Source organism: Marinobacter salinisoli (assembly GCF_017301335.1).
GTDB classification, from domain to species: Bacteria; Pseudomonadota; Gammaproteobacteria; order Pseudomonadales; family Oleiphilaceae; genus Marinobacter; species Marinobacter salinisoli.
The window spans coordinates 2,254,716-2,280,057 of sequence record NZ_CP071247.1 but is presented as its reverse complement, the minus strand read 5'-3'; the positions used below and the strand labels follow the sequence as shown (position 1 = coordinate 2,280,057).

The 25,342-nt window shown below is 57.1% G+C and carries 26 protein-coding genes; 17 read left to right on the top strand and 9 right to left on the bottom strand.

Translation table 11 applies throughout. The features are described from left to right. Positions 1 to 35: 35 nt before the first annotated feature. The 5 genes from lpxK to LPB19_RS10355 form a co-directional block, all read right to left on the bottom strand. Positions 36 to 1,064: a tetraacyldisaccharide 4'-kinase gene (gene lpxK / locus LPB19_RS10375; protein ID WP_206642840.1), complete on the bottom strand. Its 1,029-nt coding sequence runs from the start codon at positions 1,062 to 1,064 to the stop codon at positions 36 to 38. Further along, a complete protein-coding gene (gene msbA / locus LPB19_RS10370; protein ID WP_228289088.1) occupies positions 1,061 to 2,839 on the bottom strand; it encodes a lipid A export permease/ATP-binding protein MsbA in 1,779 nt (592 codons plus the stop codon). The genes lpxK and msbA overlap by 4 nt, the downstream gene beginning before the upstream one ends. Further along, positions 2,836 to 3,261 carry an ExbD/TolR family protein gene (locus tag LPB19_RS10365; protein ID WP_206642839.1) on the bottom strand — a complete coding sequence of 142 codons (426 nt, stop codon included), beginning with the start codon at positions 3,259 to 3,261 and terminating at the stop codon, positions 2,836 to 2,838. The genes msbA and LPB19_RS10365 overlap by 4 nt, the downstream gene beginning before the upstream one ends. A 5-nt stretch (positions 3,262 to 3,266) precedes the next feature. Further along, complete coding sequence (locus LPB19_RS10360) at positions 3,267 to 3,893, bottom strand: MotA/TolQ/ExbB proton channel family protein (RefSeq protein ID WP_206642838.1); 627 nt, start codon at positions 3,891 to 3,893, stop codon at positions 3,267 to 3,269. Positions 3,894 to 3,965: 72 nt separating this feature from the next. Continuing rightward, on the bottom strand, positions 3,966 to 6,218 hold the full coding sequence (locus LPB19_RS10355; protein ID WP_266097040.1) for a DNA internalization-related competence protein ComEC/Rec2: 2,253 nt from the start codon (positions 6,216 to 6,218) through the stop codon (positions 3,966 to 3,968). Positions 6,219 to 6,469: 251 nt separating this feature from the next. Between LPB19_RS10355 and LPB19_RS10350 the strand changes: the two genes are divergently transcribed. After that, a complete protein-coding gene (locus LPB19_RS10350) occupies positions 6,470 to 7,015 on the top strand; it encodes a DUF2062 domain-containing protein (RefSeq protein ID WP_206642836.1) in 546 nt (181 codons plus the stop codon). On the opposite strand, the gene LPB19_RS10345 is transcribed toward LPB19_RS10350, so the two are convergent. Together LPB19_RS10345 and LPB19_RS10340 are read right to left on the bottom strand one after the other, a co-directional pair. Continuing rightward, positions 7,003 to 7,713 (bottom strand): ABC transporter ATP-binding protein, encoded by a 711-nt coding sequence (locus LPB19_RS10345; protein WP_228289087.1) that lies wholly within the window; start codon positions 7,711 to 7,713, stop codon positions 7,003 to 7,005. The genes LPB19_RS10350 and LPB19_RS10345 overlap by 13 nt on opposite strands. Next, a complete protein-coding gene (locus LPB19_RS10340) occupies positions 7,706 to 8,947 on the bottom strand; it encodes a lipoprotein-releasing ABC transporter permease subunit (protein ID WP_206642835.1) in 1,242 nt (413 codons plus the stop codon). Before LPB19_RS10340 ends, LPB19_RS10345 begins: the two co-directional genes overlap by 8 nt. Before the next feature lie 119 nt (positions 8,948 to 9,066). On the opposite strand from LPB19_RS10340, the gene LPB19_RS10335 reads away from it, so the two are divergent. The 9 genes from LPB19_RS10335 (at position 9,067) to infA (ending at position 16,021) form a co-directional block, all read left to right on the top strand. Continuing rightward, the gene (locus tag LPB19_RS10335) at positions 9,067 to 9,654 is read left to right on the top strand and encodes a PilZ domain-containing protein (RefSeq protein WP_206642834.1); all 588 of its coding nucleotides are present in this window, start codon (positions 9,067 to 9,069) and stop codon (positions 9,652 to 9,654) included. 107 nt (positions 9,655 to 9,761) lie between these two features. Beyond that, positions 9,762 to 10,064 (top strand): hypothetical protein, encoded by a 303-nt coding sequence (locus tag LPB19_RS10330; protein WP_206642833.1) that lies wholly within the window; start codon positions 9,762 to 9,764, stop codon positions 10,062 to 10,064. Between the two features lie 157 nt (positions 10,065 to 10,221). Next, positions 10,222 to 11,223 (top strand): agmatine deiminase family protein, encoded by a 1,002-nt coding sequence (locus LPB19_RS10325; RefSeq protein ID WP_266097063.1) that lies wholly within the window; start codon positions 10,222 to 10,224, stop codon positions 11,221 to 11,223. Next, positions 11,220 to 12,131, top strand: a complete 912-nt coding sequence (locus LPB19_RS10320) for a carbon-nitrogen hydrolase (RefSeq protein ID WP_323127884.1) — start codon at positions 11,220 to 11,222, stop codon at positions 12,129 to 12,131. Before LPB19_RS10325 ends, LPB19_RS10320 begins: the two co-directional genes overlap by 4 nt. Before the next feature lie 7 nt (positions 12,132 to 12,138). Continuing rightward, the gene (locus LPB19_RS10315; RefSeq protein WP_206642831.1) at positions 12,139 to 13,050 is read left to right on the top strand and encodes an AAA family ATPase; all 912 of its coding nucleotides are present in this window, start codon (positions 12,139 to 12,141) and stop codon (positions 13,048 to 13,050) included. Between the two features lie 133 nt (positions 13,051 to 13,183). After that, positions 13,184 to 14,137, top strand: a complete 954-nt coding sequence (gene trxB / locus LPB19_RS10310) for a thioredoxin-disulfide reductase (RefSeq protein WP_206642830.1) — start codon at positions 13,184 to 13,186, stop codon at positions 14,135 to 14,137. A 157-nt stretch (positions 14,138 to 14,294) separates the two neighbouring features. Continuing rightward, complete coding sequence (gene aat / locus LPB19_RS10305) at positions 14,295 to 15,008, top strand: leucyl/phenylalanyl-tRNA--protein transferase (protein ID WP_206642829.1); 714 nt, start codon at positions 14,295 to 14,297, stop codon at positions 15,006 to 15,008. Further along, positions 15,009 to 15,722 (top strand): arginyltransferase, encoded by a 714-nt coding sequence (locus LPB19_RS10300; protein WP_206642828.1) that lies wholly within the window; start codon positions 15,009 to 15,011, stop codon positions 15,720 to 15,722. 80 nt (positions 15,723 to 15,802) lie between these two features. Continuing rightward, the gene (infA, locus tag LPB19_RS10295; protein WP_014421226.1) at positions 15,803 to 16,021 is read left to right on the top strand and encodes a translation initiation factor IF-1; all 219 of its coding nucleotides are present in this window, start codon (positions 15,803 to 15,805) and stop codon (positions 16,019 to 16,021) included. A 271-nt stretch (positions 16,022 to 16,292) separates the two neighbouring features. Here infA and clpA read toward each other — a convergent pair whose 3' ends face one another. Together clpA and clpS are read right to left on the bottom strand one after the other, a co-directional pair. Continuing rightward, a complete protein-coding gene (gene clpA, locus LPB19_RS10290) occupies positions 16,293 to 18,563 on the bottom strand; it encodes an ATP-dependent Clp protease ATP-binding subunit ClpA (protein WP_206642827.1) in 2,271 nt (756 codons plus the stop codon). An 18-nt stretch (positions 18,564 to 18,581) separates the two neighbouring features. Next, a complete protein-coding gene (clpS, locus tag LPB19_RS10285) occupies positions 18,582 to 18,941 on the bottom strand; it encodes an ATP-dependent Clp protease adapter ClpS (protein WP_206645763.1) in 360 nt (119 codons plus the stop codon). A gap of 312 nt (positions 18,942 to 19,253) precedes the next feature. Here clpS and LPB19_RS17175 point away from each other — a divergent pair, with 312 nt between their 5' ends. The 7 genes from LPB19_RS17175 (at position 19,254) to LPB19_RS10250 (ending at position 25,333) form a co-directional block, all read left to right on the top strand. Continuing rightward, a complete protein-coding gene (locus LPB19_RS17175) occupies positions 19,254 to 19,550 on the top strand; it encodes a cold shock domain-containing protein (RefSeq protein WP_206642826.1) in 297 nt (98 codons plus the stop codon). Positions 19,551 to 19,754: 204 nt separating this feature from the next. After that, positions 19,755 to 20,396, top strand: coding sequence for a pseudouridine synthase (locus tag LPB19_RS10275; protein WP_206642825.1), 642 nt, complete (start codon positions 19,755 to 19,757; stop codon positions 20,394 to 20,396). Further along, positions 20,393 to 20,842: an NUDIX hydrolase gene (locus LPB19_RS10270; RefSeq protein WP_206642824.1), complete on the top strand. Its 450-nt coding sequence runs from the start codon at positions 20,393 to 20,395 to the stop codon at positions 20,840 to 20,842. The genes LPB19_RS10275 and LPB19_RS10270 overlap by 4 nt, the downstream gene beginning before the upstream one ends. Before the next feature lie 50 nt (positions 20,843 to 20,892). Continuing rightward, a complete protein-coding gene (gene mnmA / locus LPB19_RS10265) occupies positions 20,893 to 22,071 on the top strand; it encodes a tRNA 2-thiouridine(34) synthase MnmA (protein ID WP_206642823.1) in 1,179 nt (392 codons plus the stop codon). Further along, positions 22,068 to 22,700: a high frequency lysogenization protein HflD gene (gene hflD, locus LPB19_RS10260; protein ID WP_206642822.1), complete on the top strand. Its 633-nt coding sequence runs from the start codon at positions 22,068 to 22,070 to the stop codon at positions 22,698 to 22,700. The genes mnmA and hflD overlap by 4 nt, the downstream gene beginning before the upstream one ends. A gap of 97 nt (positions 22,701 to 22,797) precedes the next feature. Then, a complete protein-coding gene (gene purB, locus LPB19_RS10255; protein ID WP_206642821.1) occupies positions 22,798 to 24,165 on the top strand; it encodes an adenylosuccinate lyase in 1,368 nt (455 codons plus the stop codon). A gap of 16 nt (positions 24,166 to 24,181) precedes the next feature. Further along, a complete protein-coding gene (locus LPB19_RS10250) occupies positions 24,182 to 25,333 on the top strand; it encodes a cupin domain-containing protein (protein WP_206642820.1) in 1,152 nt (383 codons plus the stop codon). The last annotated feature ends 9 nt before the right edge of the window (positions 25,334 to 25,342 follow it).

Sequence of the window (25,342 nt, the reverse complement as noted above, 5' to 3'; positions counted from 1 at the left end):
CTCTCAATAGGCTCTGTGGGTACTGATACCCGGGATTACCCTTTCAGTTTACGGGCGTTTTCGCGGATTCTCGCCATAACCGCCCCGGCGAAATCTTCTGACAATGTCGCTTGCACCGAGAAAACCCAGGCATTGTCCGGGGCAAAGCTTCGGCATTTCACGGCGTCTTTGGCCGTCATGACAATCCACTGGCTGGCACCGGACTCCAGGTCCGCAGCCTTGAACTGGTGATGGTCCGCAAACGGCGCTTCCGTCACCTCTGCCCCGAGGGCTCTCAGTGTATCGAAAAACCGCCCGGGGTTTCCGATTCCAGCAACCGCTCGCACGGACCGGCCTTGCAGGTCCGCCAGCGGACGCGACTCTCCAGTATTGAGATTAGTCAGTGACGACGGCTCCAGGGCCATCGCGTAGATATCCGGATGCTTGATGTCCTGAAACGACTCGAGTTTTTCGCCGGCTGCGAATGGACCGCCATTGATTACCATGAAATCAACCGACGATAATCGGGACACCGGCTCCCGCAGTGGCCCAACGGGAATAATAGCGCCATTGCCGATACCCCGGGCACCATCAAACACAGCCAACTCAAGGTCGCGCGGTAATTGGTAATGCTGGAGGCCATCGTCACACACCAGGACATCACCCAGCCCCTTCTCCAGCGCCCAGGCAGCCCCCCGACGACGCTGTGGATCCACCACGACGGGCATTGCCGTGGTCTGAGCCAGCATCACCGGCTCATCGCCGACCACCCGAGGATCGGAATCCGCAGTAACCAGAAGAGGGTATTGAGAAGACTTGCCGCCATAGCCACGGCTCAGAACAACGGGACGCCAGCCAGCATTTTTCAGCTCGGATACCAACCAGGCCGTCAGAGGTGATTTGCCCGTGCCTCCGGCGGTGATATTTCCCACCACAATCACCGGCACAGGCAAGTCATCGTCTTTCACGTCCCAGGCCTTTCTGCGCCGGGTACCGGACACCGCCTGGAATAGCCAGGAAAAAGGCGCCAGAAACCAGAGAGGACGACCCTCTCCGTACCAGAGCCTGTCAACCAGTGAAATCATGCCTGCTCGCTAAATTGCATCTGATGCAACTGGGCGTAGGCTCCCCCTGCGGCCAGGAGTTCGTCGTGGCGCCCGGATTCAACGATGCCGCCGTTGTCCATCACCAGAATGCGGTCAGCCTTCTCGATGGTGGACAACCTGTGCGCAATCACCAGTGTGGTGCGGCCCTGCATAACGGTCTCCAGCGCTTCCTGAATATGGCGCTCAGACTCGGTATCCAGTGCCGAGGTTGCTTCATCGAGAATCAGAATCGGTGCGTCCTTGAGCAGCGCCCTGGCGATGGCCAGTCGTTGGCGCTGCCCCCCGGAAAGCATCACGCCGTTATCACCAATCATGGTGTCCAGCCCCTCTGGCATGCGCTCAATGAATTCCAGCGCGTGGGCTTTTCTTGCCGCCTGCCGGATTTCCTCACGACTGCAGTCCCTCAATGCGCCATAGGCGATATTGGCTGCAATCGTGTCGTTAAACAGCACAACGTTCTGGGTCACCAGCGCAATCTGAGCGCGAAGCGCCTTCAGTGTGTAATCACGCAGGGCGTGGTCGTCGATAAAGATCTCGCCACCGGTGTATTCGTAAAACCGGGGCAGAAGACTGACCAGGGTGGATTTACCACTGCCGGACTTGCCAACCAGCGCCACGCTCTGGCCCTCGGGTATCTCAATCGAGATCCCTTCCAGCACATTGTCGAGCTGGTTCCGATAACGAAACGAGACATCGTCGAAGCGGATATTGCCTTTGACCCGCTCAGGGGCAAACGTGCCCGGGTCCTGCTCCGGTTGTTCATCAATGGTTTCAAACACATCGTACGCGGCGGCAACGCCTTTCTGAATCTTGGCGTGCACCGAGGTGACCTGCCTGATGGGCTTGGCCATGGTTGCGGCCGCGGTGATGAATGCCACCAGTTGCCCGGTGGTCATGCCATCACGGATGTCTGGCGCCAGCATAGTCCAGACCAGCGCGGCGATGGCGATGGCCACCAATACCTGAATCACCGGCACGCTGATGGCCTGCGTTGAGGCCATTTTCAGGCTCTGCAGGAGATTGCGATCGTTGACCTCTTCGAAACGCTGGCGTTCGTAGTCTTCGCCGCCGAAGGTTCGAACCACCCGGTAACCGGCAATAGACTCGGAAGCTACGTGGGTAATATCCCCCATCGAGCCCTGGATCCGCTTACTGATGCGCCGGAAGCGCTTACTGGCGTAACTGACCACGGCACCGATCAACGGGCCAACCGCCAGAAAGATCAGGGTGAGTTTCCAGTTGGTATACAGCATAAAGCCGAGCAAGCCGACCACCGTCAAGCCTTCCCTCAGGGTGATGGTCACGGCGCTGGTCGTGGCCTCCGCCACCTGTTCGACATTAAAGGTCAGTTTCGAGACAAGGCGCCCGGAAGCGTTGTCGTCAAAATAACGGGACGGGAGTGTCAGCAGGCGATTGAAGACATCACTGCGCAGGGCATTGATCACATGCCGTCCGACGTAGTTGATGAAATACTGGCTCATGAAGGTGCCAACGCCACGCAGGGCAAACACCGCCACAATGATCGAGGTCAGCAGTATCCGGTTGCCGTCCGTGGGGTTTTCGATGGCCTGGATGACGTATTCCATGGCCGCAGCCATGCCGGTAGACGCGCCTGCATAGATAACGTTGCCGACAATAGCCAGCGAAAACGCCAGCCAGAATGGCTTCACGTAGGCCAGCAGGCGTTTATAGGTTTCCCAGCTGCCGGGCGACACCTCCTGGCCCGCAGTGGGTAGAGGATCGCTGCTGCTCACTGAGTCTCAGTCTCCCGCTCGGTCGTGATGCTGAGTTTAGCAAACCCGAGACGGCCGGCAACGTCCATGGCCCGGACCACAAACTCGTGGGCCGTGCGGGCATCGGCCGTGATGATGTATGGCAGGGAGCTATCCCCACCGGACAATTCCTTGACCCCACGCTCCAGCGTTTCCCGACGGTTGTTCACCAGCGAGCGGCCATTCAGCATGTACTGGCCCTCAGCGTTGATGACAACATCAATCTGCTCCGCTTCGGCAGGCGACGCCGGCTCAGCGCTGGCTTCGGGCAATTCCACCTGAAGATGGCTTTCCCGGGTGAAAGTGGTTGAGACCATAAAAAAGATCAGCAACAGGAACACCACGTCAATCAAGGGCGTGAGATCGACACCGACTTCCTGACTTCTCTGGCGCTTGAACTTCACGGTGTTCAGGCTCCCTCTACGTCGATTTCACGGTCCCCGTGAACCACCTCGACCAGTTTAATGGCCTCCTGTTCCATACCAACCACCAGTTCATCCACTCGGCGGATAAAATAACGGTGGGCAATCAGGGCCGGGATGGCAACACTCAGACCGGCCGCGGTGGTAATCAGAGCTTCAGAGATACCGCCGGCCAGGTTTCCGGCATTACCGACGCCGGAAAGCTGAATTTCGGCGAACACTTTGATCATACCGATCACAGTGCCCAAAAGACCAAGCAAAGGCGTCACGGTGGCCACGGTGCCGAGCGGGTTCAGGAAGCGTTCGAGATCGTGGATCACCTGGCTGGCTTCGTGCTCGATGCTTTCTTTCATGATCTCCCGACCATGTTTGGCGTTGAGCAAACCACCAGCAAGAATGCGACCCATCGGAGATGATGCCTGCAACGCCTTCAGCTTGCGGCCGTTGAGCTCCTTCTTTTTGATCCAGCGCCAGAGTTCATTGACGGACTGGTTAGGTGCCACTCTGGAAGGACGAAGGGTCCAGAACCGCTCCAGGATAATCGCAAGTGCCAGAATGGAACAGGCAACAATCGGCACCATCAAAATGCCACCGGCTTTTAACAGCTCAAACACGCTCGGTCTCCCTGATTAATAACAAGCGGCGCTACTTTAGCATAGCTGTCACGGGAGGCCACACCCGGAATGTCACGGTATTTTACAGTCCCCGCGGGTTTGGCCTTCGCCGCCAATCCAGAACGGGGTACCTGGCCATGCCTCGCTGATCTGCAGGCCATCCTCATCAACAGAAAAGGTCAACGCGCCGGAACACGCCGTGCTGAACAGCCTTGCGCCAAATTCCCGGTAGCGGGCCGTCACCGCGCGATGGGGGTGCCCGAACCGATGCCGGTAGCCGGCCGAAAAAATCACTGCGTCGGGCCGACTGTAAGCCACCCATTCCCGGGACGACGAGGTCTTGCTGCCATGGTGAGGCGCAATCATTATCCGGGCTGCGGCGTTATCCCACGTGCCTTGTGACTGCGCCAGGTACTCCTGCTCTACCTGACGACTGATGTCCCCCGGTAAGATCCACTCAACACGCCGGTCGGGACTGCGCACCCGTAAAACACAGGACGCATCGTTCCCCTCCTGCGTCCCGGGCGAACGCCAGAATTCGACCGCCAGCTCGCCAACCCTTGCCTGCCCGGGGTCGCACCGCAGCACACGGAGACCGGGGCCCAGTTTCTCTCGGACCTCTTCGGGCTCGCCGCTCACTACTGCGCCCACATCAAACGCTTTCGCCAGCGTTGAAAGACCACCAGCATGATCACTGTCGGCATGGCTAACCACCAACGTGTCAACACGGACCACACCCAGCGCACGCAGGTTGGGCAAAATCACCGATTCAACCGCGGAAAACACACCGGGAACCTCCGGCCCGGTGTCGTACAACAACACATCGTTCTGATGACGCACCAGAATCGACATGCCTTGCCCCACGTCCCAGACACGCACTTCGGGCACCAACACCGATGCGTTAACCGTTGGTGATTGGTTTTGACAGAACCAGAGCAATGCAATGAAACCTGCCGCCAAACGGCTCGAAAGAAAAGGGCTGTGCACGACGCTCAGGATCATGAGCGCGAACAGCCCCACGACCACAATACCCGGACGAACGTCCGGAAAAGGCAGTTCAGACACCCGGCTCAGCCACCACCAGAACACGCCCAAAACCCCATCAAGCAGAGGCACAAACAGTTCAGCCAGCTCAGGTAGTAATGCCGCCGATACCCCGGCAATCATTAACAGGGGCATTACCACAAGGGATATCCAGGGAATGGCGACAAGATTCGCCAGCGCCCCTGCCAGCGGCTGGGCCTGACCAACCAGAATCAATGCAGGCCAGAGACCGGCAAACACGGCCACCTGGGCCATCAGCAAGGAGCGCACCCAGCCGAGCCGCCCCACCCGTCCGGAAAACACCCCGATAAGCACCGCCACGGCGGCGAAAGACAGCCAGAAGCCCTGATCCAGCGGAGCAAAGGGGTCCATCACCAGGGTCAGCCCCAGCGCATAAATCAGAGGCCGCCAGACGCCATCTGCCCGGGCCAGCAACAAACTCCACCCGCCTACCAGCACCATGATCAAAGCTCGTTGCGTGGGCACCGTAAATCCGGCGACCAGTGCGTAGAGCAGGCAACTCACGGCAATGGCGCTGTAAATCCATCCACGACGCGCCGATTCAGTCATCCAGGCGACTGGCACACGTCGGATCAGCCTACCCGCAATCAAATTCACGCCCACGGCGATCAGCCCGAGATGAAGCCCGGATATGGCAACAAGATGGATAGTGCCGGTGGCGCGCAGCAGCGACCACTGCGCCGGTTCCAGCTCGCCCCGATACCCGACAAGCAGCGAACCGATCAGTGAAACCTGCCGGGCCCCGGCAAATTGGTGCTGAACCCACCGGACCACCTGACCATGCTGTTTCGCGTAATGACACCGAAGGCCGCAAGGCACCTGTGTATCCGGCTCAATGGAGCGAACACTGCCAGTTGCCCGGTATCCATGCCGAAACAGCCAATCCTCGTAACGAAATCCTTCTGGGTTCAGAGCGCCGTGAGGGCGCTTCAATACAACCGTCAGGCGCAGCCGGTGATCCGGCAACCACCGCCGGTCAGCGCCATACCAGGCCAGCCGCAACCTGTCCGGCAAGGACGTTCCACTCAGCTCATCATCCGGTCGATGCCAGTGAGTCACACAGAAACTGAACTTCAGACTGTCAAAACTTCCGGGCGCCGGAACATCACAAACGTAGCCGGACACCGATACTGGAACGCCTTCAAGCTCAGCCGGCAGTCGCTGATTGAGCCGCAGCTCCGCGTGCCAGGCAACCCACGCCATACCGGCACAAAACGCCCCGACGACAAAGAGCGCCTGCCGGACCAAGCGGGAACGCACCCAGAGCAGAATGCAAAAAGCTGTGATAGAGCCCGCCAAGGCACTGACCAGAGGTGGTAACGCTGACTGCCAATACAGTATGATTGCGCCACAAGAAAAGGCGATAACGCCAAGAAGCGAAGAAAAGCGTTCAGACGCTGGCCAGACTGGGCCGAAAGAGCTTCCGGACACTCCATGTCCTCCCGGGTAAACGAACGACCGGCCGCATCCTTGCCGCCGGGGAAAGATTCTCAAGACACGCAGAGCTTCCGATGCCGAAGAAGTTCATGAAACGATATCTGCCAACCCCTGAAAGGGTTAAGGCCATGAAGTCCCTGCACTTTCTGGGCGATATCCTGCATGAACCAAACCTCTGGCACATCAATCGACACAGCGTCGCGAGGGCCTTTCTGGTCGGCATCTGGTTTTGCTTTATCCCCATGCCCTTTCAGATGGTGGCCGCCGCGTTCTTCGCGATCTGGTTCAACGCCAACCTGCCGCTGTCGGTCATGCTGGTCTGGATCAGTAACCCGATCACCATGCCACCCATGTTCTACTTCAACTATAAAGTGGGCGCATGGATCTTGGACCGACCGGTGCTGAACTTTGAACTCGAGCTCACCTGGCAGTGGATCAGCGAACGGCTACTGGACATCGGAATCCCGCTATTTCTGGGGTCACTGATCGTTGCAACCGTGTCAGCCTGCGTCGCCTACCTGAGCATTCAGTACCTGTGGCGCCGTAAAGTCCGCTCCAGCTGGCGACTCAGACAGCTAAGCCGATTGAAGCGCGGCCAGCCTGCCGATCAGACTTCCTGAACCAGGGTACCCTGCTCCAGCCTCAGCACGCGGCCCAGACTCCGCGCCATATCCATATCATGGGTCACCATTACAAACGAGATCGCCAACTGGTCCCGCAGTGATTCAATCAGCTCCCGGACACCTCTGGCGGTCTGCTCGTCCAGGTTCCCAGTGGGCTCATCCATCAATACGCAATCCGGCTCGTTGACCAGGGCCCGGGCGATCGCCACACGCTGACGTTCTCCGCCCGACAATTCACCCGGTTTGTGCTCCAGCCGGCCACCCAGGCCGACACGCTCCAGCAACGCCACAGCCTTTTGTCGGGCAGCACGGACCGACAGACCGCCCAGGGCACAGGGCATCATGACGTTCTCAACGGCAGTGAATTCTGGCAGCAGATGGTGAAACTGGTACACAAAGCCCAGATGTCCGTTTCGAAAACGCGCCCGCCCCGCCTCGGACATGCCGTGAATGTCCTGACCACAAATCAGGATATGGCCAGAGGATGGCCGGTCGAGACCTCCCAGCAGGTTCAGCAAGGTGGTTTTGCCCGCCCCGCTGCTGCCAACAATCGCGACGGTTTCACCCTTGGTAACCTGCAAGGAAATATCAGAAAAGATCGTCAACGACCCGGGCCCCTCGCTGTAGGTGCGAGTTACCTGCCGACAGTCGATGACGGTGGATGGATTCTCCATAGCTGTCTTACTCTCACTCATACCGCAGTGCCTCCGCCGGATCGACTCTGGACGCACGCCAGGCCGGGTAAACCGTTGCCAGCAAGCTCATAACAAGGCCGGAACCACTGATGATCAGTACATCCTCCCACTGAAGCTGAGACGGCAGGTAACTGATGAAGTAAACGTCTGCACTCAGGAACTGGTGGCCAAGCACCGCTTCCAGCCAGGAGATAAAGTCACTGATATTCAGGGCGCCAAGGACACCCAGAGCGGTTCCCACGAGCGTTCCGAAAATACCAATCACCGCTCCCTGAACAATGAAGATCCGCATGATACGGCCCGGTGTCGCCCCCATAGTCCGAAGGATCGCAATATCGGCGGTCTTATCGGTCACGACCATGACCAGCGTGGAAACGATGTTAAACGCAGCGACAGCAACAATGAACATCAGCAGCAGGCCGATCATGGTTTTCTCCATCCGGATGGCCTGGAACAGGTTGCCATGCGTGCGGGTCCAATCGGAGATGTAATAACGACCATCCAGCGTACGGGCGGTCTGCTCGACGACCCTTGGCGCCGCAAACAAATCATCCACCAGCAGCCGAACGCCCATGGCCTTGCCGCCCGTGCGCATCAGTTTGGAGGCATCGTCCATGTGAACGATGGTGTAGTTGCCATCCAACTCGGCCCCCACACTGAAAATACCTTTCACAGTGAACCGTTTCAGCCGTGGCAGAACGCCGGCCGGAGTAACCGACGCCTCGGGCAGAACGACGGTGACCCGGTCCCCCACCTTCAAGCGCAGGCTTGCCGCCATAAGCCGGCCAATAATAATGCCGAACTCGCCGGACTTCAGATTGTCCAGGCTCCCTTCGACCATGTGGTCTTCGAGGATCGAAACCGTCTTTTCCTCACTGGGCAGCACACCATTGAGCAAAACGCCCCGGACATTCCCTCCGCCGGTCACCATACCCTGCCCCTTGATGAACGGGGCGGCTGCCAGAACCCGGGGATGTTGCTGAACTTCCCGATCAATCGACTCCCAGTCGTCAAGGGGTCCCGCCCCCTCAATGACCGCATGGGGCACCATGCCGAGGATTCGCTGCTTGAGTTCCCGATCAAACCCATTCATGACGGAGAGCACAATTATCAGCACGGCGACGCCCAGCGTCAGGCCAATCATGGAGGTAAGTGATATAAAGGAAATGAAGTGATTACGACGCTTGGCCGCGGTGTACCGCAAACCAATGTAAAACGATAAGGGTCTGAACATATGGAGAGGCGCCTACGCTACCTTCAGATCTGTCGTGGCTGTTATTCCCCGCTGCCTTCAGGCAGCCTGGGAAACTGATAAACTTTTTCTGACAACAAAAACCCAACCCCGGAGTCAGGATGCCTTCCAACAGCTCTCATCCCGAACCAGAGCAAAGCGTCCCCGAACGCAGGGACTATTACCGGATCAATGATCGCATCGGACTGGAACTCAACAAGCTCCCATCTGCGGACATCGGTTTGAATGACGCCTTCGGCAGCGATCAATTCGACGTTCTGAAAACCGAGTTCCGTCGTCTGGACCTGGAAGTCCGCTCCCAACTTACCGTGCTTGCGGAGCGGGACAGAGCCCTGGCTGGATTAATCAAGTCATTGAACGGCAAGCTGGACACGCTGGAGCGCATTATGGCCTGTGTGCAAAATCCGTTGCAACCGGAGGACTGGCAGGAAGTGACTCTGAGCGAGGGTGGGCTGGCCTTCTCTACCGCCACCCCGGTGTGGCAGCCGGGTGACAACCTGGCCATTCAGATGACCTTGTCAACCCATCTCTATCAGCCCCGAGCAATCGCCGAGGTCCTGGAAACCGTTCCAGATCAGGCCGGTGGCACTCGAGTGCATGTTCATTTCAGCCAGATTACAGACGGTGACCGTCAGCAGATTGCAAGACACGTCATGCGCTGGCAAATTCAACAAAGGCAAAACGATTAAACTTAGGAAAGCTGGTGACTTTTACCAGAGGTTTTAAGATATTAGCATTTTCCATATCTGCCTGCGGTGTCCAGGCAGGCAGAACCCTGTATTAATGGAGCGTAGTAATGAAGAAAAACAAAATCCTGCTGAGTTCACTGGCCTTAGCCGCCGCACTGACATTGGCTCCGGCTGGCAGCGCTGTGGCGGAACAAGTGACGGTTCCGGTGGGCACCCAGGCAGACCGCTCTGGCATCAGCACCCCGTCGACAGGCATGACCCAGGCGTCCGTGCGTGCACAGTGGGGATCTCCCCTGCAAATTCAGGGTCCGGTGGGAGAACCGCCCATCAGCCAGTGGCACTATCAGAATTTTGTCGTCTATTTCGAGCACGACCGCGTACTTCATTCTGTACTGAAACCCAACCGCTAACGTCCGGCAATACATCACCAGACGATTCGTATACCTTAGGGATGGAACGCTCTATCGAAGACTTTGGCAGATTAGCGGCCAGTAAAACAAGAAAGGTGCATGTACAGTGACTTTCAGACGCACACTACCGGCTGAATGGGCACCGCAAAGCGCGGTGATGCTCACCTGGCCCCACTCCGGTACTGACTGGGCGGATTGCCTCCCGGAGGTCGAGCCGGTCTTTCGAGCGATCGCCAGAGCCGTCATTCGATTCGAACACCTGATCATCAGCTGTGAAGACGAGGCGTGCCTGCATCGTGAAGCGCAACGGCTCACTGACCACGCGCAGGAACATGGCCTGCCGGGCCGCGTGATCGGCGTTGTTGCGCCAGCTGACGACACCTGGGCGCGGGACCACGGACCACTCACCGTTAAAACGGATAGCCAGGTCCAACTACTGGACTTCGGTTTCAACGCGTGGGGCGGAAAATTCCACTGGCAGAAAGATAACGAACTGAATCGGCGGTTGAGCGAGGCTGGTGCCTTTGGTTCCGTACCGATTGAGCCCATCGATTTCATCCTCGAAGGTGGGTCCATCGAATCCGACGGGCGCGGAACCCTGCTGACGACTAGCGAATGCCTGCTGACGCCCAGCCGGAATCCGTCCTGCGACCGGACAGACATCGAGAAACTTCTCGCCAACACCCTGGGCGCGGACCGGATTCTCTGGCTTAATCACGGCTACCTCGCCGGGGATGACACCGACAGCCACATAGATACTCTGGCCCGTTTTTGCGCGCCCGATCATATATGCTACGTCGCATGCCACGACGTCGCCGATGAGCATTACAGTGCGCTGGCCGCCATGGAAGAAGAACTCCAGGAGTTTCGTCAAAGCAACGGGAAACCCTACCGGCTAACCCCGCTGCCCTGGCCTGATCCGATTTACGACGACGATGGCGAACGCCTCCCGGCCACTTACGCCAACTTCCTCATTGTGAACGGAGCCGTGCTCCTGCCGACTTACGGCGTTCCACAAGACGAAGAAGCCATTGCGGTGCTGACGGAAATATTTCCCGACCGGGAAATCATACCCATCGATTGCCGAGCCCTCATTCATCAACACGGAAGCCTGCACTGTGTCACCATGCAGCTTCCCGCCGGAGTTGTCGAACGATGACCCAGAACTTTCTGAAGCTCGCTGCCATCCAGCAATCCTGCAGCGACGACAAGGAAACAAGCCTCGCAAAAAGCGAAACACTGGTGCGGCAGGCCGCCTCGGATGGCGCCGAGCTGGTGGTACTGCAGGAACTGCACGCCACGTCTTATTTCTGCCAGACTGAAGACACCTCCGTTTTCGAACTGGCGGAACCCATTCCCGGCCCGACCAGCGAACGACTGGGCGATTTAGCCCGGGAACTGAACATCGTTCTCGTGGGTTCCATCTTTGAACGGCGGATGAATGGCGTATACCACAACACCGCCGTTGTCTTTGAAAAAGACGGCTCGATCGCCGGACTCTACCGCAAGATGCACATACCCGATGACCCGGGCTTCTATGAAAAATTCTACTTCACCCCGGGCGATGCCGAGTTCAACAATGGCAGTAGCGGTTTCAGCCCAATCCAGACCTCGGTCGGCAAGCTGGGCGTTCTGGTTTGCTGGGATCAGTGGTATCCCGAAGCCGCGAGGCTGATGGCGCTGGCCGGTGCGGAAATACTGATCTATCCCACAGCAATTGGCTGGGACGTGACCGATAGCCGGGAGGAGCAGGCGCGCCAACTGGATGCCTGGATCACCGTCCAACGCGGCCACGCGGTCGCAAACAATTTGCCAGTCATAGCACCCAACCGGGTCGGAAGCGAGCCCGACCCTTCTGGCCACAGTGAGGGCATCAGGTTCTGGGGAAACAGTTTCATTTGCGGCCCACAGGGTGAGTTTCTGGCCCGCGCTGACAATACCGGCGACAGCGTAATCAGCGCCACGCTCGATCGAACACGAACCGAGTCGGTCAGGCGTATATGGCCTTACCTGAGAGACCGCCGCATCGACGCCTACCGCGACCTGTTAAAACGAGTGAGAGACTGACTTAACCATGAAGCAACTGGTCGATTCCGTTGTCCGCGAACTGAACCAGATCCTTCTCGGCAAGGAACAGCAGGTAAGGCTGGCTGTCTGCTGCCTGCTGGCCAGGGGACACTTGCTGATTGAAGATATACCCGGCATGGGCAAGACCACCCTGTCGCACGCCCTTGCCCGAATCATGGGGTTGAGCTACCAGCGCATCCAGTTTACCAACGACCTGCTCCCGGCCGATGTGCTTGGCTATTCCATGTTCGACAAGGAAGCCGGCAGCCTGGTATTCCATCCCGGGCCCATTTTTGCGCAGGTCGTTCTTGCCGATGAGATCAACCGCGCGTCACCGCGCACCCAAAGCGCCCTTCTCGAAGCCATGGAAGAGCGACAGGTTTCAATTGAGGGCGAAACCCGCCCACTGCCCCATCCGTTTTTTGTCATCGCCACCCAGAACCCGATTGAGCAGGGCGGCACTTACCCACTGCCGGAGTCACAACTCGACCGATTCCTGATGCGGCTTCGCCTCGGCTACCCGGATCCACAAGCCGAGCGAGAATTGCTGGAAGGCGAGGACCGACGCGCCATGACCGAAAAGCTGGCGTCGATCCTCCCGCAGAAGGAACTGACCAGCTTGCAGGAAGCGGTCGAGCGGGTGTCCGCAAGCCCAGCCCTGCTCGATTATGTCCAGCGCTTGCTGGAGCAGAGCCGCCGAATGCCCGGTGTTATGTATGGCCTGTCGCCCCGGGCAGGGCTGGGCCTGCTCAGAGCCGCCAAGTCCTGGGCGATGATGCACGGCCGGCATCATGCGCTTCCCGACGACATTCAGGCAGTGTTACCCTCGGTCGCAGAACACCGCCTCGAGCAGGGCCAGTCAGGCAAAGGCGCGGAGCGGGTTCGGCAGCTGCTGAGCTCGGTTTCGGTGCTTCAGTAAATAGCGAACATTTATACAGAGAATTAACCAAAACGAATGGCACAGATAGGCTTTCATGGTAGCCTTCTGCGGTTTATTCGCAGACTGGGATATCAAGCCCCCAGCGTCGCACAGTTCGAAGGAAGAAAGACACATGAGCGAAACCCAACACTCCCGACTGATCATTCTGGGCTCCGGGCCTGCCGGTTACACGGCGGCTGTCTACGCTGCGCGGGCCAACCTTAACCCGACCCTCATCACCGGTATCGAAGTTGGCGGTCAGCTCACCACCACCACCGATGTAGACAACTGGCCCGGCGACAACGACGGCGTTCAGGGCCCAGAACTGATGCAGAGGATGCAGAAGCACGCTGAACGCTTCGAGACCAAAATTGTTTACGACACCATCAACGAAGCTGATCTGCACAACCGCCCCTTCCGCCTCAAAGGTGACGGTGGCGAATACACCTGTGATGCACTGATTATCGCCACCGGTGCCTCAGCCATGTACCTGGGCCTGGAGTCGGAAGAAAAGTTCAAGGGCCAGGGCGTTTCCGCCTGCGCCACCTGTGACGGTTTTTTCTATCGCAAGAAAAAAGTGGCCGTGATCGGCGGCGGCAATACCGCGGTTGAAGAAGCACTTTACCTGGCCAACATCGCCGAGGAAGTCACCCTGGTTCACCGCCGCGACAGCCTGCGCGCCGAAAAGATTCTGCAGGACAAGTTATTCGACAAGGCCGAAAACGGCAACGTCAACATTGTCTGGGACCACACCCTGGACGAGGTGCTTGGTGACGGAACGGGCGTAACCGGCATGCGGATCAAGAGCACCAAAGACGGCACAACTCAAGACCTGGACCTTGCAGGTGTTTTTATCGCCATTGGCCACAAGCCGAACACCGACCTGTTCGAAGGTCAGCTGGAGATGAAAAACGGTTACATCCAGATCCGATCGGGTCTGCAAGGCATGGCTACCGAGAGCAGCGTTCCCGGTGTGTTCGCAGCGGGCGATGTGGCCGATCAGGTTTACCGGCAGGCCGTCACATCAGCCGGATTTGGCTGCATGGCCGCACTGGATGCCGAAAAATTCCTGGACGAACAGGACTGAACCAAACTGACGCAGGCGAATCAATAACCTGCAGCACAGTCACAGCTCGCGGCCTTGGCAATGCGCCAAAGCCAGCAAGGCAGCCATCGGAGGTTGCGAGCTGTTTTCCCGACGGAGGCATCAGGATCACAAGTCCCTTACCAAGTTATGGAACAGGATGACTTCTCTACCCTGGCTTGATCCGGACCAGCTCTGGTTCCCCCCTGCTGAGGAGGCGCTCGACGACCCGGATGGACTTCTCGCTCTTGGCGGTGACCTGTCCACCGACAGAATCCTGCTCGCCTATCGAAACGGCATCTTCCCCTGGTACAGCGATGACCAGCCTATTTTATGGTGGTCCCCCAACCCCCGTTGCGTGCTCATTCCCGAAGAAGTTCATGTATCCCGAAGCCTGCGACGTACCCTGAACCAGCAATACTTTCGTATCACCTCGAACAAGGCATTTGGCCGCATCATCCGCCTTTGCGCCACGACCCGGGCAGAGGGCACATGGATTACCGAGGACATGATCGAAAGCTATTCGGAACTGCATCACCAAGGTATCGCCCACTCCATCGAGGCCTGGAACCCGGAGGGAGAGCTCGCCGGAGGCATGTACGGCCTGGCCATCGGGCAATGTTTTTTCGGTGAGTCCATGTTCTCACTGGAAACCAACGCATCCAAAGCAATCATGGTTCATTTGGCCAACCAGTTACGGGAGTGGAATTACCAGTTGATGGACTGTCAGGTTGAAAGCCCTCACCTGCTGACAATGGGTGCCAGAAGCATTCCCCGCCGCGAGTTTTTATCTATACTCCGGGATTGTGTAGATCAGCCACCTAGCCAACAGGATTGGGAGCTCCGCTGGCGGTGGTCAGCGCCGGAGGTGTGAATGAGCAACTTGAGAACGCTGGTTTTTTTCGCCACGCCACCACACGACTGCAGCTACCTCACAGACCGCGAAGCAACGACCATGTTTGTGGATCCGAGGGCGCGAATCGACAAAAAACTATACAGCCAACTGACAGCCCTTGGCTTTCGCCGCAGCGGCTCACATTATTATCGTCCCCACTGCGAGCAGTGCAACGCGTGCATACCGGTTCGACTCAAGATCAACCAGTTTCAGCCAGACCGGAGCCAGAAACGTATCCTGAAGAAAAACCAGGACCTCAGCTGCACACTGGTGCCTGCCCAATTCAGTGAACAGTATTACGAGCTGTACGCCGAATACATCAGCCAGCGCCACAGTGACGGCGACATGTATCCTCCCTCCCGGGAGCAGTTCAACTCGTTTCTGGTGGACGGAGCCACCGACTCCTGGTTCCTGGAGATCCGGCTAGGCAATGAATTAGTGGCGCTGGCTGCAGTTGATGTGCTGGACGATGGGCTGTCAGCGATCTACACCGTATTTAAGCCGGAACTGGAACACCGCAGTCTGGGCACCTTCGCGATCCTTTGGCAGATCGAAGACGCGGCCCGGCGCGGCCTTGCGCATCTGTACCTGGGTTACTGGATTAAAGAATGCCGTAAAATGAATTACAAGACCCGCTTCCAACCCATCGAGTTGCTTCGTAACGGCCACTGGCAGAGGATGAACCCAAACTGATTTTTGCCAAATGGCAGCAATTCAGGCAGAATTGCGCAATTTAAAATCACAGGAAACACCCCAAGCGAGGTTTCTACTTAATGGCGAAATCAGATGTCATTGAAATGGAAGGCGTTATTATCGACACCCTTCCCAATACCATGTTCCGTGTTGAGCTCAGCAACGGTCACGTGGTGACTGCACACATTTCGGGCAAGATGCGGAAAAACTACATTCGCATCCTCACCGGCGACAAGGTAAAGGTCGAGCTTACCCCTTACGACCTGAGCAAGGGCCGAATCGTTTACCGCGCCCGCTGAGTTGTCGAAGACATCTGTAAAAGTCCCGGAATTCGGGACTTTTTTCATGGCAGACAGCAACTCTGCTTACTCCCCTTAACGCTCCATCCTTCATTAGCCTGGGATGCCATTCCGCCCGAGAATGCGCTCGCACGGCGCCAATGAACAGACTGAAAACCATCTGACGTCAGCGCCAAGTGCTCAACCCCAGACCCAGGGGCAACAAAGCTCAGGCAAAAAAAAGCCACACCCCTCAGGTGTGGCTTTTCCGCGTTATGGGCCGCTACCCAAATTACAGAACCTCTGCAGGCTCATCCTCGTATTCAAAAACCAGATCATCATCCCGCAGATGAACAAACACATCGCCGCCATTTTCAGATAGGCGACCGAACAAAATCTGCTCAGCAAGCGGGCGCTTGATCTTATCCTGAATCAGGCGCGACATTGGGCGGGCACCCATGGTTACGTCGTAGCCCTTCTCTGCAAGCCACTGTTTGGCCGCATCTTCCACGTGCAGAACAACATGCTTCTCGTCCAGCTGAGCCTGCAGTTCGGTGAGGAACTTATCCACCACATGCGTGATGGTTTCTTTTTGCAGGTCGGCAAACTGGATGATGCCGTCCAACCGGTTACGGAACTCGGGCGTGAAGGTCTTACTGATAATCTCCATGCCATCGGTGCTGTGATCCTGCTCATTGAAGCCAATGGAGCGGCGCGCCATGCTCTCTGCACCGGCATTCGTGGTCATAACCAGAATGACGTGCCGGAAATCAGCCTTGCGACCGTTGTTATCGGTAAGTGTTCCATGATCCATCACCTGCAGCAGCAGATTGAAGACCTCCGGATGCGCTTTTTCAATCTCATCCAGAAGAAGCACACAGTGCGGGTGCTTATTCACCGCCTCTGTCAGCAGGCCACCCTGGTCATAACCCACATAGCCGGGAGGAGCCCCAATGAGACGAGATACAGTATGCCGCTCCATATACTCGGACATATCGAACCGCACCAGTTCAATACCCAGTACCTTGGCAAGCTGCTTAGTAACCTCGGTTTTACCAACACCCGTGGGCCCTGCAAACAGGAAAGCGCCCTCCGGCTTTTCCGGTGCCTTCAGACCAGCCCGCGCAAGCTTGATGGCAGTGGCCAGTGACTCAATGGCAGGATCCTGACCAAAGACCACCATCTTCAGATCCCGCTCCAGATTGCGGAGCAGGTCTTTGTCACTGGTAGACACGTTCTTCGGCGGAATCCGGGCGATATTGGCCACGACATCCTCGATGTCGCCAATTTCCACCACCTTTTTCCGCTTATCCTCGGGCTGGAGCCGCTGGCGAGCACCGGCTTCATCGATCACATCAATAGCTTTATCGGGCAAATGACGATCCGTGATATAGCGGTCGGCCAACTCTGCCGCTACGCGCAGGGCTTCGTCGGTGTACGTCAGTTCGTGGTGTTTCTCAAAGTTCGGCTTGAGCCCTTTGAGTATCTTGTAAGTGTCATCAACACTCGGCTCGTTGACGTCGATTTTCTGGAATCGACGCGCCAGCGCACTGTCTTTCTCGAAAATGCCACGAAATTCCTGGAAGGTGGTTGAACCAATGCAACGGATTTCTCCGGAACTCAGCATTGGCTTGAGCAGATTTGACGCGTCCATTACGCCACCGGATGCGGAGCCCGCACCAATGATGGTATGAATCTCGTCAATAAAGAGTATTGCGTGGGCCTCTTTCTTCAACTCGGCCAATAACCCTTTCAGGCGCTTCTCGAAATCACCGCGATATTTGGTGCCAGCCAGCAAAGCCCCCAAATCCAGAGAGTACACCACGGCGTCGGAGATGATCTCAGGCACCTGGCCGTCAACGATTCGCTTGGCCAAGCCTTCGGCAATGGCCGTTTTACCTACGCCAGCCTCACCCACCAACAGTGGGTTGTTTTTTCGCCGGCGCACAAGAATCTGAACGACGCGCTCCACTTCGTGCTCACGTCCAATCAGCGGGTCGATGCGTCCCTGACGCGCCTGCTCGTTCAGATTGGTCGCGTAGCTTTCCAACGGCTTGGAATGACCACCCTCTTCACCCGGTTCGTCCGGAGATACCTGATCGTGGCCATCCTGCTCCTCAGCACCCTGAACGCGGGAAATACCGTGAGACACGAAATTAACCACATCAATCCGGGCAATGTTCTGTTTTTTCAGAACATAGACCGCTTGGCTCTCCTGCTCACTAAAGATCGCCACCAGCACATTGGCGCCGGTCACCTCTTTCTTACCAGAAGACTGGACATGGAAGACCGCGCGCTGGAGAACCCGCTGGAAGCCGAGTGTCGGCTGGGTTTCCCGCTCACTGTCAGTGCTTGGAATCAATGGTGTGGTTGAGTCAACAAACTCTACCAGTTCGTCCTGCAGCCGCTGGAGGTCGGCCCCGCAGGCCTTCAGAACGCCCACCGCAGAATCGTTATCCAGAAGTGCCAGTAACAGGTGCTCCACGGTCATAAATTCGTGGCGCTTGTCACGGGCACTTTTAAAAGCGGTGTTAAGCGTTATTTCTAGATCTTTGCTCAGCATGGGCCACCCCAACGTCTGTCAGTCCGCACGTTCAATCTCGCAAAGGAGCGGATGCTCGCATTCCGAGGAATACTGGTTCACCTGGGCCGCCTTGGTTTCAGCGATATCACGGGTGTAAACACCACACACGGCTTTGCCCTGAGTATGTACGAGTAACATCACCTGTGTCGCTTTCTCCTCATTCATTGCGAAGAATTTCATGAGAACTTCAACAACAAAATCCATCGGTGTGTAATCGTCATTCAGAAGCACCACTCGATATCTCGCTGGTCGCTTCAAGGCGGGCTTTTCGGGCACAACCGTCAGGTCTTCCTGACGCCCTGGCTGATCATCCTCCCTTTGATTCAATACTAGTAGAGAATCTTCGATAGTCCGCATCATTTGTTACCGGTCTTTTTCAAAGCCCTTGATACAAGAAGGTGGTTGGCAGATACCCGGATTTCAAGTCTTTCCTGCGCCGGGCGTGAGTTAGCTATTGATACGAGCATCATACCGGTTCCGGACCGTAGAGAACCACACATTCTCGGGACGGAAATATTGACTCGGCGCCGAGTTTGGTCGAAAGTTAGGCTATATTGTTAAAAATTGTAAAGTTCGGTTTCAGTAGCGTTAACAAATCCACGTCAATTGGCTCCGGCGGAGCCATGAAAACAGTAATAATAAGACAGCACATGAACAGGGGAGTTCATCATGCCTAAAGGCAAGGTCAAATGGTTCAACAATGCCAAGGGTTACGGTTTCATTATTGAGGATGGCTGCAGTGACGACCTGTTTGCCCATTTTTCTTCAGTGCAGATGGAAGGATACAAGACACTGAAGGCCGGCCAAGCCGTCACCTTTGATAAAAAGCCAAGCGACAAAGGTGTTCACGCGATCAACATCGTTCCAGACGAGGCTGCACAGAAGCAGTCCGAGGATGGTGAAAACGCGTCAGCATCGCAGGACTCGGATAGCGAAGGATATTCTTCCCACGCCGCAAACGCCTGATTTCTGCTCCATCGCCGTTAAGACACCTGCCCACCCACCGGTGGGTCGGTTGTGGCTGTGTTCGCACGAACGTTCGTCGCCGCGCACCAAGTGCCACCAACTCGGCAGGATTGCTTGGCGAAATGCTTATTTATGGTTTGCCTGAACCATTCCATTGCGTACCCTTGCGACCCAAAATCCAAACGCCCGGGACAACCCACAGGAATGGCAAAACTGATTTTGTTCAACAAACCCTTTCGAGTGCTCAGCCAGTTCACAGATCAACAGGCCGATGCTCAAAGGTCACCCACCAGAGCAACCCTCGCCGACTGGATTACTGTTCCTCATGTTTATCCTGCGGGGCGCCTTGATTACGATTCGGAAGGTCTGCTGCTACTGACCGACAACGGCGATCTCCAGCATCGCATTGCTTCGCCCACTCAGAAGATGCCCAAAACCTATTGGGTTCAGGTAGAGGGCGATATCACGGACGCAGCGATAAGCCAGCTCGAAAAAGGCGTCCAGTTGAAAGACGGCATGACATCTCCGGCACAGGTCAATCGAATAACTCCCCCCCAGATCTGGGAGCGTGTGCCTCCGGTGCGTTTCCGCGCTTCAGTACCGACGAGTTGGCTGCAAATGACAATTACGGAAGGCCGGAATCGGCAGGTTCGACGGATGACAGCCGCAGTGAGTTTCCCTACTCTGCGACTGATTCGCTATCAAATTGGCGATTGGAACATCAACGGGATGGCACCCGGCGAATACAAAGTTACCCAGGTCCACCTTCCTGAGACAACTCCCCAGCGTCGCCGCGCATCCCCCAAAAATTCAATGAAATCGTCAAGGAGATGGCCGAAGCGATGACTTGGAAACCCCACGCAACGGTGGCCGTGATTATTGAGGACGACCAGGGACGCTTCTTGCTCGTGGAAGAAATAAGCAATGGAAAGGTTGTCTTTAATCAGCCGGCCGGGCACATCGAAGAAGACGAGGCGGTGCTGGATGCAGTTCGCCGCGAAACCCTCGAGGAAACCGGCTGGCGGGTTGAGCCTGAGTACTTTTTGGGCGTTTATACCTATAAAGCACCCGCAAACGGAGCAACCTACTACCGTTTCTGCTATTCCGCACGTGCCCTGACGCAGGAAACCGACGAGTTGGATACCGGCATCATTGCGGCCCACTGGCTCGACCTGGAGTCGGTGCGCAGCCTTGGCGACCGCTTGCGGAGCCCGATGGTGCTCCAATGTATAGAAGATTACCGAAAGGGCCGGCGCTTCCCGCTTGATGTGGTCGTTGATGAACAGACGTAACGGGCACGAAATGCTATGATTCTGGGCTTTTACGGCAAATTGAAGCAGTCATGGATAACGTAGCTAACGCATCTCTCCCAGAAAATACTCGAGTCATCGTCGGCATGTCCGGTGGTGTCGATTCCTCCGTCGCGGCGTGGCTGCTGAAGGATCAGGGCTATAACGTTGAAGGCCTGTTCATGAAGAACTGGGACGAAGACGACGGTACCGAGTACTGCACGGCGATGACCGACCTTGCTGACGCGCAGGCCGTTGCTGATGCCATCGGTATTAGGCTCCATACCGCCAGTTTTGCCGACGAATACTGGGATCGGGTATTCGAGCATTTCTTGTCCGAGTACAGAGCCGGCCGCACTCCCAATCCGGACATTCTGTGCAACAAGGAGGTCAAGTTCCGGGCTTTTTTGGACTACGCCACAACCCTGGGCGCCGATTATATTGCCACTGGTCACTACACGCGCAGACGCCCGGGCAAGACCCCATCCGACCCCGCGCTGCTCTTGAAGGGGCTCGATGGAAACAAGGATCAAAGCTATTTCCTGCACGCGGTATCCGGCGAACGGATCGCACGAACGCTTTTCCCCGTTGGCGAACTGGAGAAACCCGAAGTTCGTCGTATCGCTGAAGAACAGGGGTTTGTCACCTACGACAAAAAGGACTCCACCGGCATCTGTTTCATTGGCGAGCGCAAGTTCAAGGACTTTCTGAGCCAGTATTTGCCCGCTCAACCGGGTAACATTGAAACGCCGGACGGACAGGTCATTGGCAAGCACCAGGGGCTCATGTACCACACCATTGGCCAGCGTCAGGGTTTGGGTATCGGAGGCTTGAGCAACTTCAGCGACGACCCCTGGTATGTCGCACAGAAAGACCTGAGCCGAAACGTGCTTGTTGCCGTTCAGGGCAAGCAACACCCGCTGCTGTTTTCCCGCGGGCTCCTGTCCGGCCCCATCGATTGGGTGGCTGGAAAACCGCCCGCCACAACATTCCGCTGCACAGCCAAAACACGCTACCGCCAGCCGGACCAGGACTGCACCGTTGAAGTCTTTCCGCATGGCGTGAAAGTTGTCTTTGACGAAGCCCAGCGTGCTGTAACGCCCGGCCAGTCGGTGGTTTTTTACGACGGTGACATCTGCCTTGGCGGGGGCGTTATTGAGTACACATGGCGCGACGACGAAGCCGAGCCTGCCGGCCTGCAATCCCTTGCATCAGAGGAAACCGGGGCATGAGCCAAGCTTCCAGCGACAAGGTATTTGCTCTGGCAGGTATTTTTCAGGCTGCCAACCTTGTGCATCAAGTGGCCACCCAGGGCGAGTGCCCTGAGGAAGCCCTGGAAACCTGCGTACGCTCGCTGTTTGCGACGGATCCCGCATCCGCGCTGGATGTCTACGGTGGCGAACTGGCTGACATCCAGAATGGTCTCAGCGTTCTCGCCTCGGTGCTCAGCCGGACGGGCAGCCAGCGGGATGCCAACGTCCTGCGATACGCGCTGAATCTGATTCAGCTCGAATCCATGCTGAACCGGCGCAGCGACATGCTGGATGTCATTGGCAGTCGAATTGATCAGGCCCGCCATACCGCCAGCCATTTTGGTTACACTCACAGCAACCTGATCAGCAACCTTGCTTCGATCTACTCCGACACAATCAGCACCTTCAATCTGCGCATTCAGGTAACCGGCAACCCCACCTTGCTTCAGCAGGACGAGATTGCCAACAAGGTTCGCGCGCTGTTACTGGCCGGCATTCGCTCTGCGGTGCTCTGGCGGCAGACTGGAGGGCGTCGCTGGCAACTCATCTTTTCCCGCGGCAAAGTTGTCCGGCAAGCAAAAGCCCTGGCCAGCAAAGCCAACGCCTAAAGCTCACCCTCGCGGGACTGAATCGGACGCCTAGCTGGTGTATCATGTGGCCCCCGATTTTTTTGGCCCGATTCTTTGACGATACGAGAGGTTTTCGATGGAACTCACCGCACTGACCGCCATTTCCCCGGTGGATGGACGTTATGGCAGCAAAGTCAGCGTCTTCCGCAACATTTTCAGCGAATATGGGCTGATCAGGAACCGGGTAACCGTCGAAATCCGCTGGCTCCAGAAGCTGGCCGCACACCCGCAGATTGCGGAGGTGCCCGCGCTTTCTGCAGACGCCTCGGCATTTCTCGATCAGCTGGTCAGCCAGTTCAGCCTGGACGACGCCGAGCGCATCAAGGAAATCGAGCGCACCACCAATCACGACGTCAAAGCAGTCGAGTACTTTATCAAGGAAAAAATTGCCGGCGTGCCTGAGCTTCAGGCCATCACCGAGTTTGTCCACTTTGCCTGCACCTCGGAAGACATCAACAACCTCTCTCACGCTCTGATGCTGCGCGAAGGCCTGGACGAGGGTCTGTTGCCGGCAATGGTTCGTGTCGTCGATAAACTGGCTGACCTGGCCAAGGCGCACGCACAGCAGCCCATGCTGTCCCGCACGCACGGTCAAACGGCCTCACCCACCACGGTGGGCAAGGAGCTGGCCAACGTGGTTTTCCGCCTGCAGCGTCAGGTGAAGCAAATCCGCGCTATCGAGTTGCTGGGCAAGATAAACGGTGCCGTGGGCAACTACAACGCCCACCTGTCGGCCTACCCCCAGATTGACTGGGCAACCAACGCCCGGGAGTTTGTCGAAAGTCTGGGCCTGGACTGGAACGCCTACACCACCCAGATCGAGCCGCACGACTATATCGCCGAACTCTACGATGCCATTGCTCGCTTCAACACCATCCTGATCGACCTGGACCGGGATATCTGGGGCTACATTTCCCTTGGCTACTTCAAGCAGAAGACCGTAGAAGGTGAAGTGGGATCGTCCACCATGCCCCATAAGGTAAACCCGATCGACTTCGAGAACTCCGAGGGTAACCTGGGCATTGCCAACGCTCTGTTCAGCCATCTGTCGGCAAAGCTTCCCATTTCCCGCTGGCAGCGTGATCTCACCGATTCCACCGTGCTGCGCAACCTCGGGGTAGGTTTCGCCCACAGCCTTATTGCCTACGAGGCCACACTGAAAGGGCTCGGCAAGCTCGAAATCAACCCGGCTCGCCTCGACGAAGACCTGAATCAGGCATGGGAAGTTCTGGCAGAACCGATCCAGACCGTGATGCGCCGCTACAATATCGAGAAGCCTTACGAAAAACTCAAGGCACTGACCCGCGGCAAAGCCATGACACCGGAACTCATTCGCGACTTCGTTGAGACACTGGATATTCCGGAGGCCGCGAAACAGGACCTGATGGCTCTTACACCAGGCAATTACATTGGCAATGCCATCGATCAGGCAAACAACATCTGATGTCGGGGACACACCCATGAACATGCTTGGCGGACTTACAGCTTCGGAATTTCTGCGCGACTACTGGCAGAAGAAACCTCTGGTTATCCGTCAGGCATTTCCCGGCCTGGAGTGTCCGGTGAGCGCCGATGAACTGGCCGGTCTTGCCTGCGAGGAAGGCGTGGAATCCCGCATCGTGATAGAGAACGACAAGGGAAAGCCCTGGCAGCTCCACAACGGCCCCTTCACTGCAGATCGTTTCAGCCAGCTGCCGGAGCAGGACTGGACACTGTTGATCCAGGGTCTGGATCACTGGGTCCCCGATATCGCCGATCTGCTGGAGAATTTCCGCTTCGTTCCCAACTGGCGCCTGGACGACATCATGGCCAGTTACGCGCCCAAGGGCGGCAGTGTCGGCCCCCATTACGATCAGTACGATGTCTTTCTGCTGCAGGCACAGGGCCATCGCCGCTGGACCTTTGGCGGCCACTGCGATCATACCTCGCCCCGGGTTGAAGGCACCCCGCTGCGGATTCTCAGCAGCTGGGAAGGCCAGGAAACCGTCACGCTTGAGCCGGGGGACATGCTGTACCTGCCACCCGGAGTTGGGCATCACGGAGTGGCGGAAGACGACTGCATCACCCTGTCCGTTGGCTTCCGCGCACCCACGGTGGACGACATCCTGACCGGATACACCGATTATCTCTGCAATCAGTCAGGCGCCGACGCCCACCTGGCCGATCCTGACCTTCAGGTACAAGATAACCCGGGCTCCATTGGCCCGGGCGTCATCGACAAGCTGGAAACCATCCTGCGGCAGCAGCTCAGCGACCGTCGCCAGCTGTCCCTCTGGTTTGGCCAGTACACCACCGCTCCAAAAAACATGGACATTGTGGTTCCGACGGAAGAGCCCCTGAAGCCAGACCAACTGGCGGCGTTGATTCAGGATCAGCAGCCACTTCGCTGGAATGAAGGATCGCGGTTTGCCTACCACGACCTGGACGACGAAACCGCGCTGTTCGTGGATGGCGAACAATACCTGTTGCGTGGCGACGCGCGGCCGCTTGCGCCCGTGCTATGCGCCGGGTCCCGGCCAGACATGTCGCGGCTTGCCTCTTTTGCCGGAGACGAGGCACTGCAGGGACTGCTTTGCACCCTGTACAATCAGGGCTCTTTATATTTCGAATAAGCAGGCAGC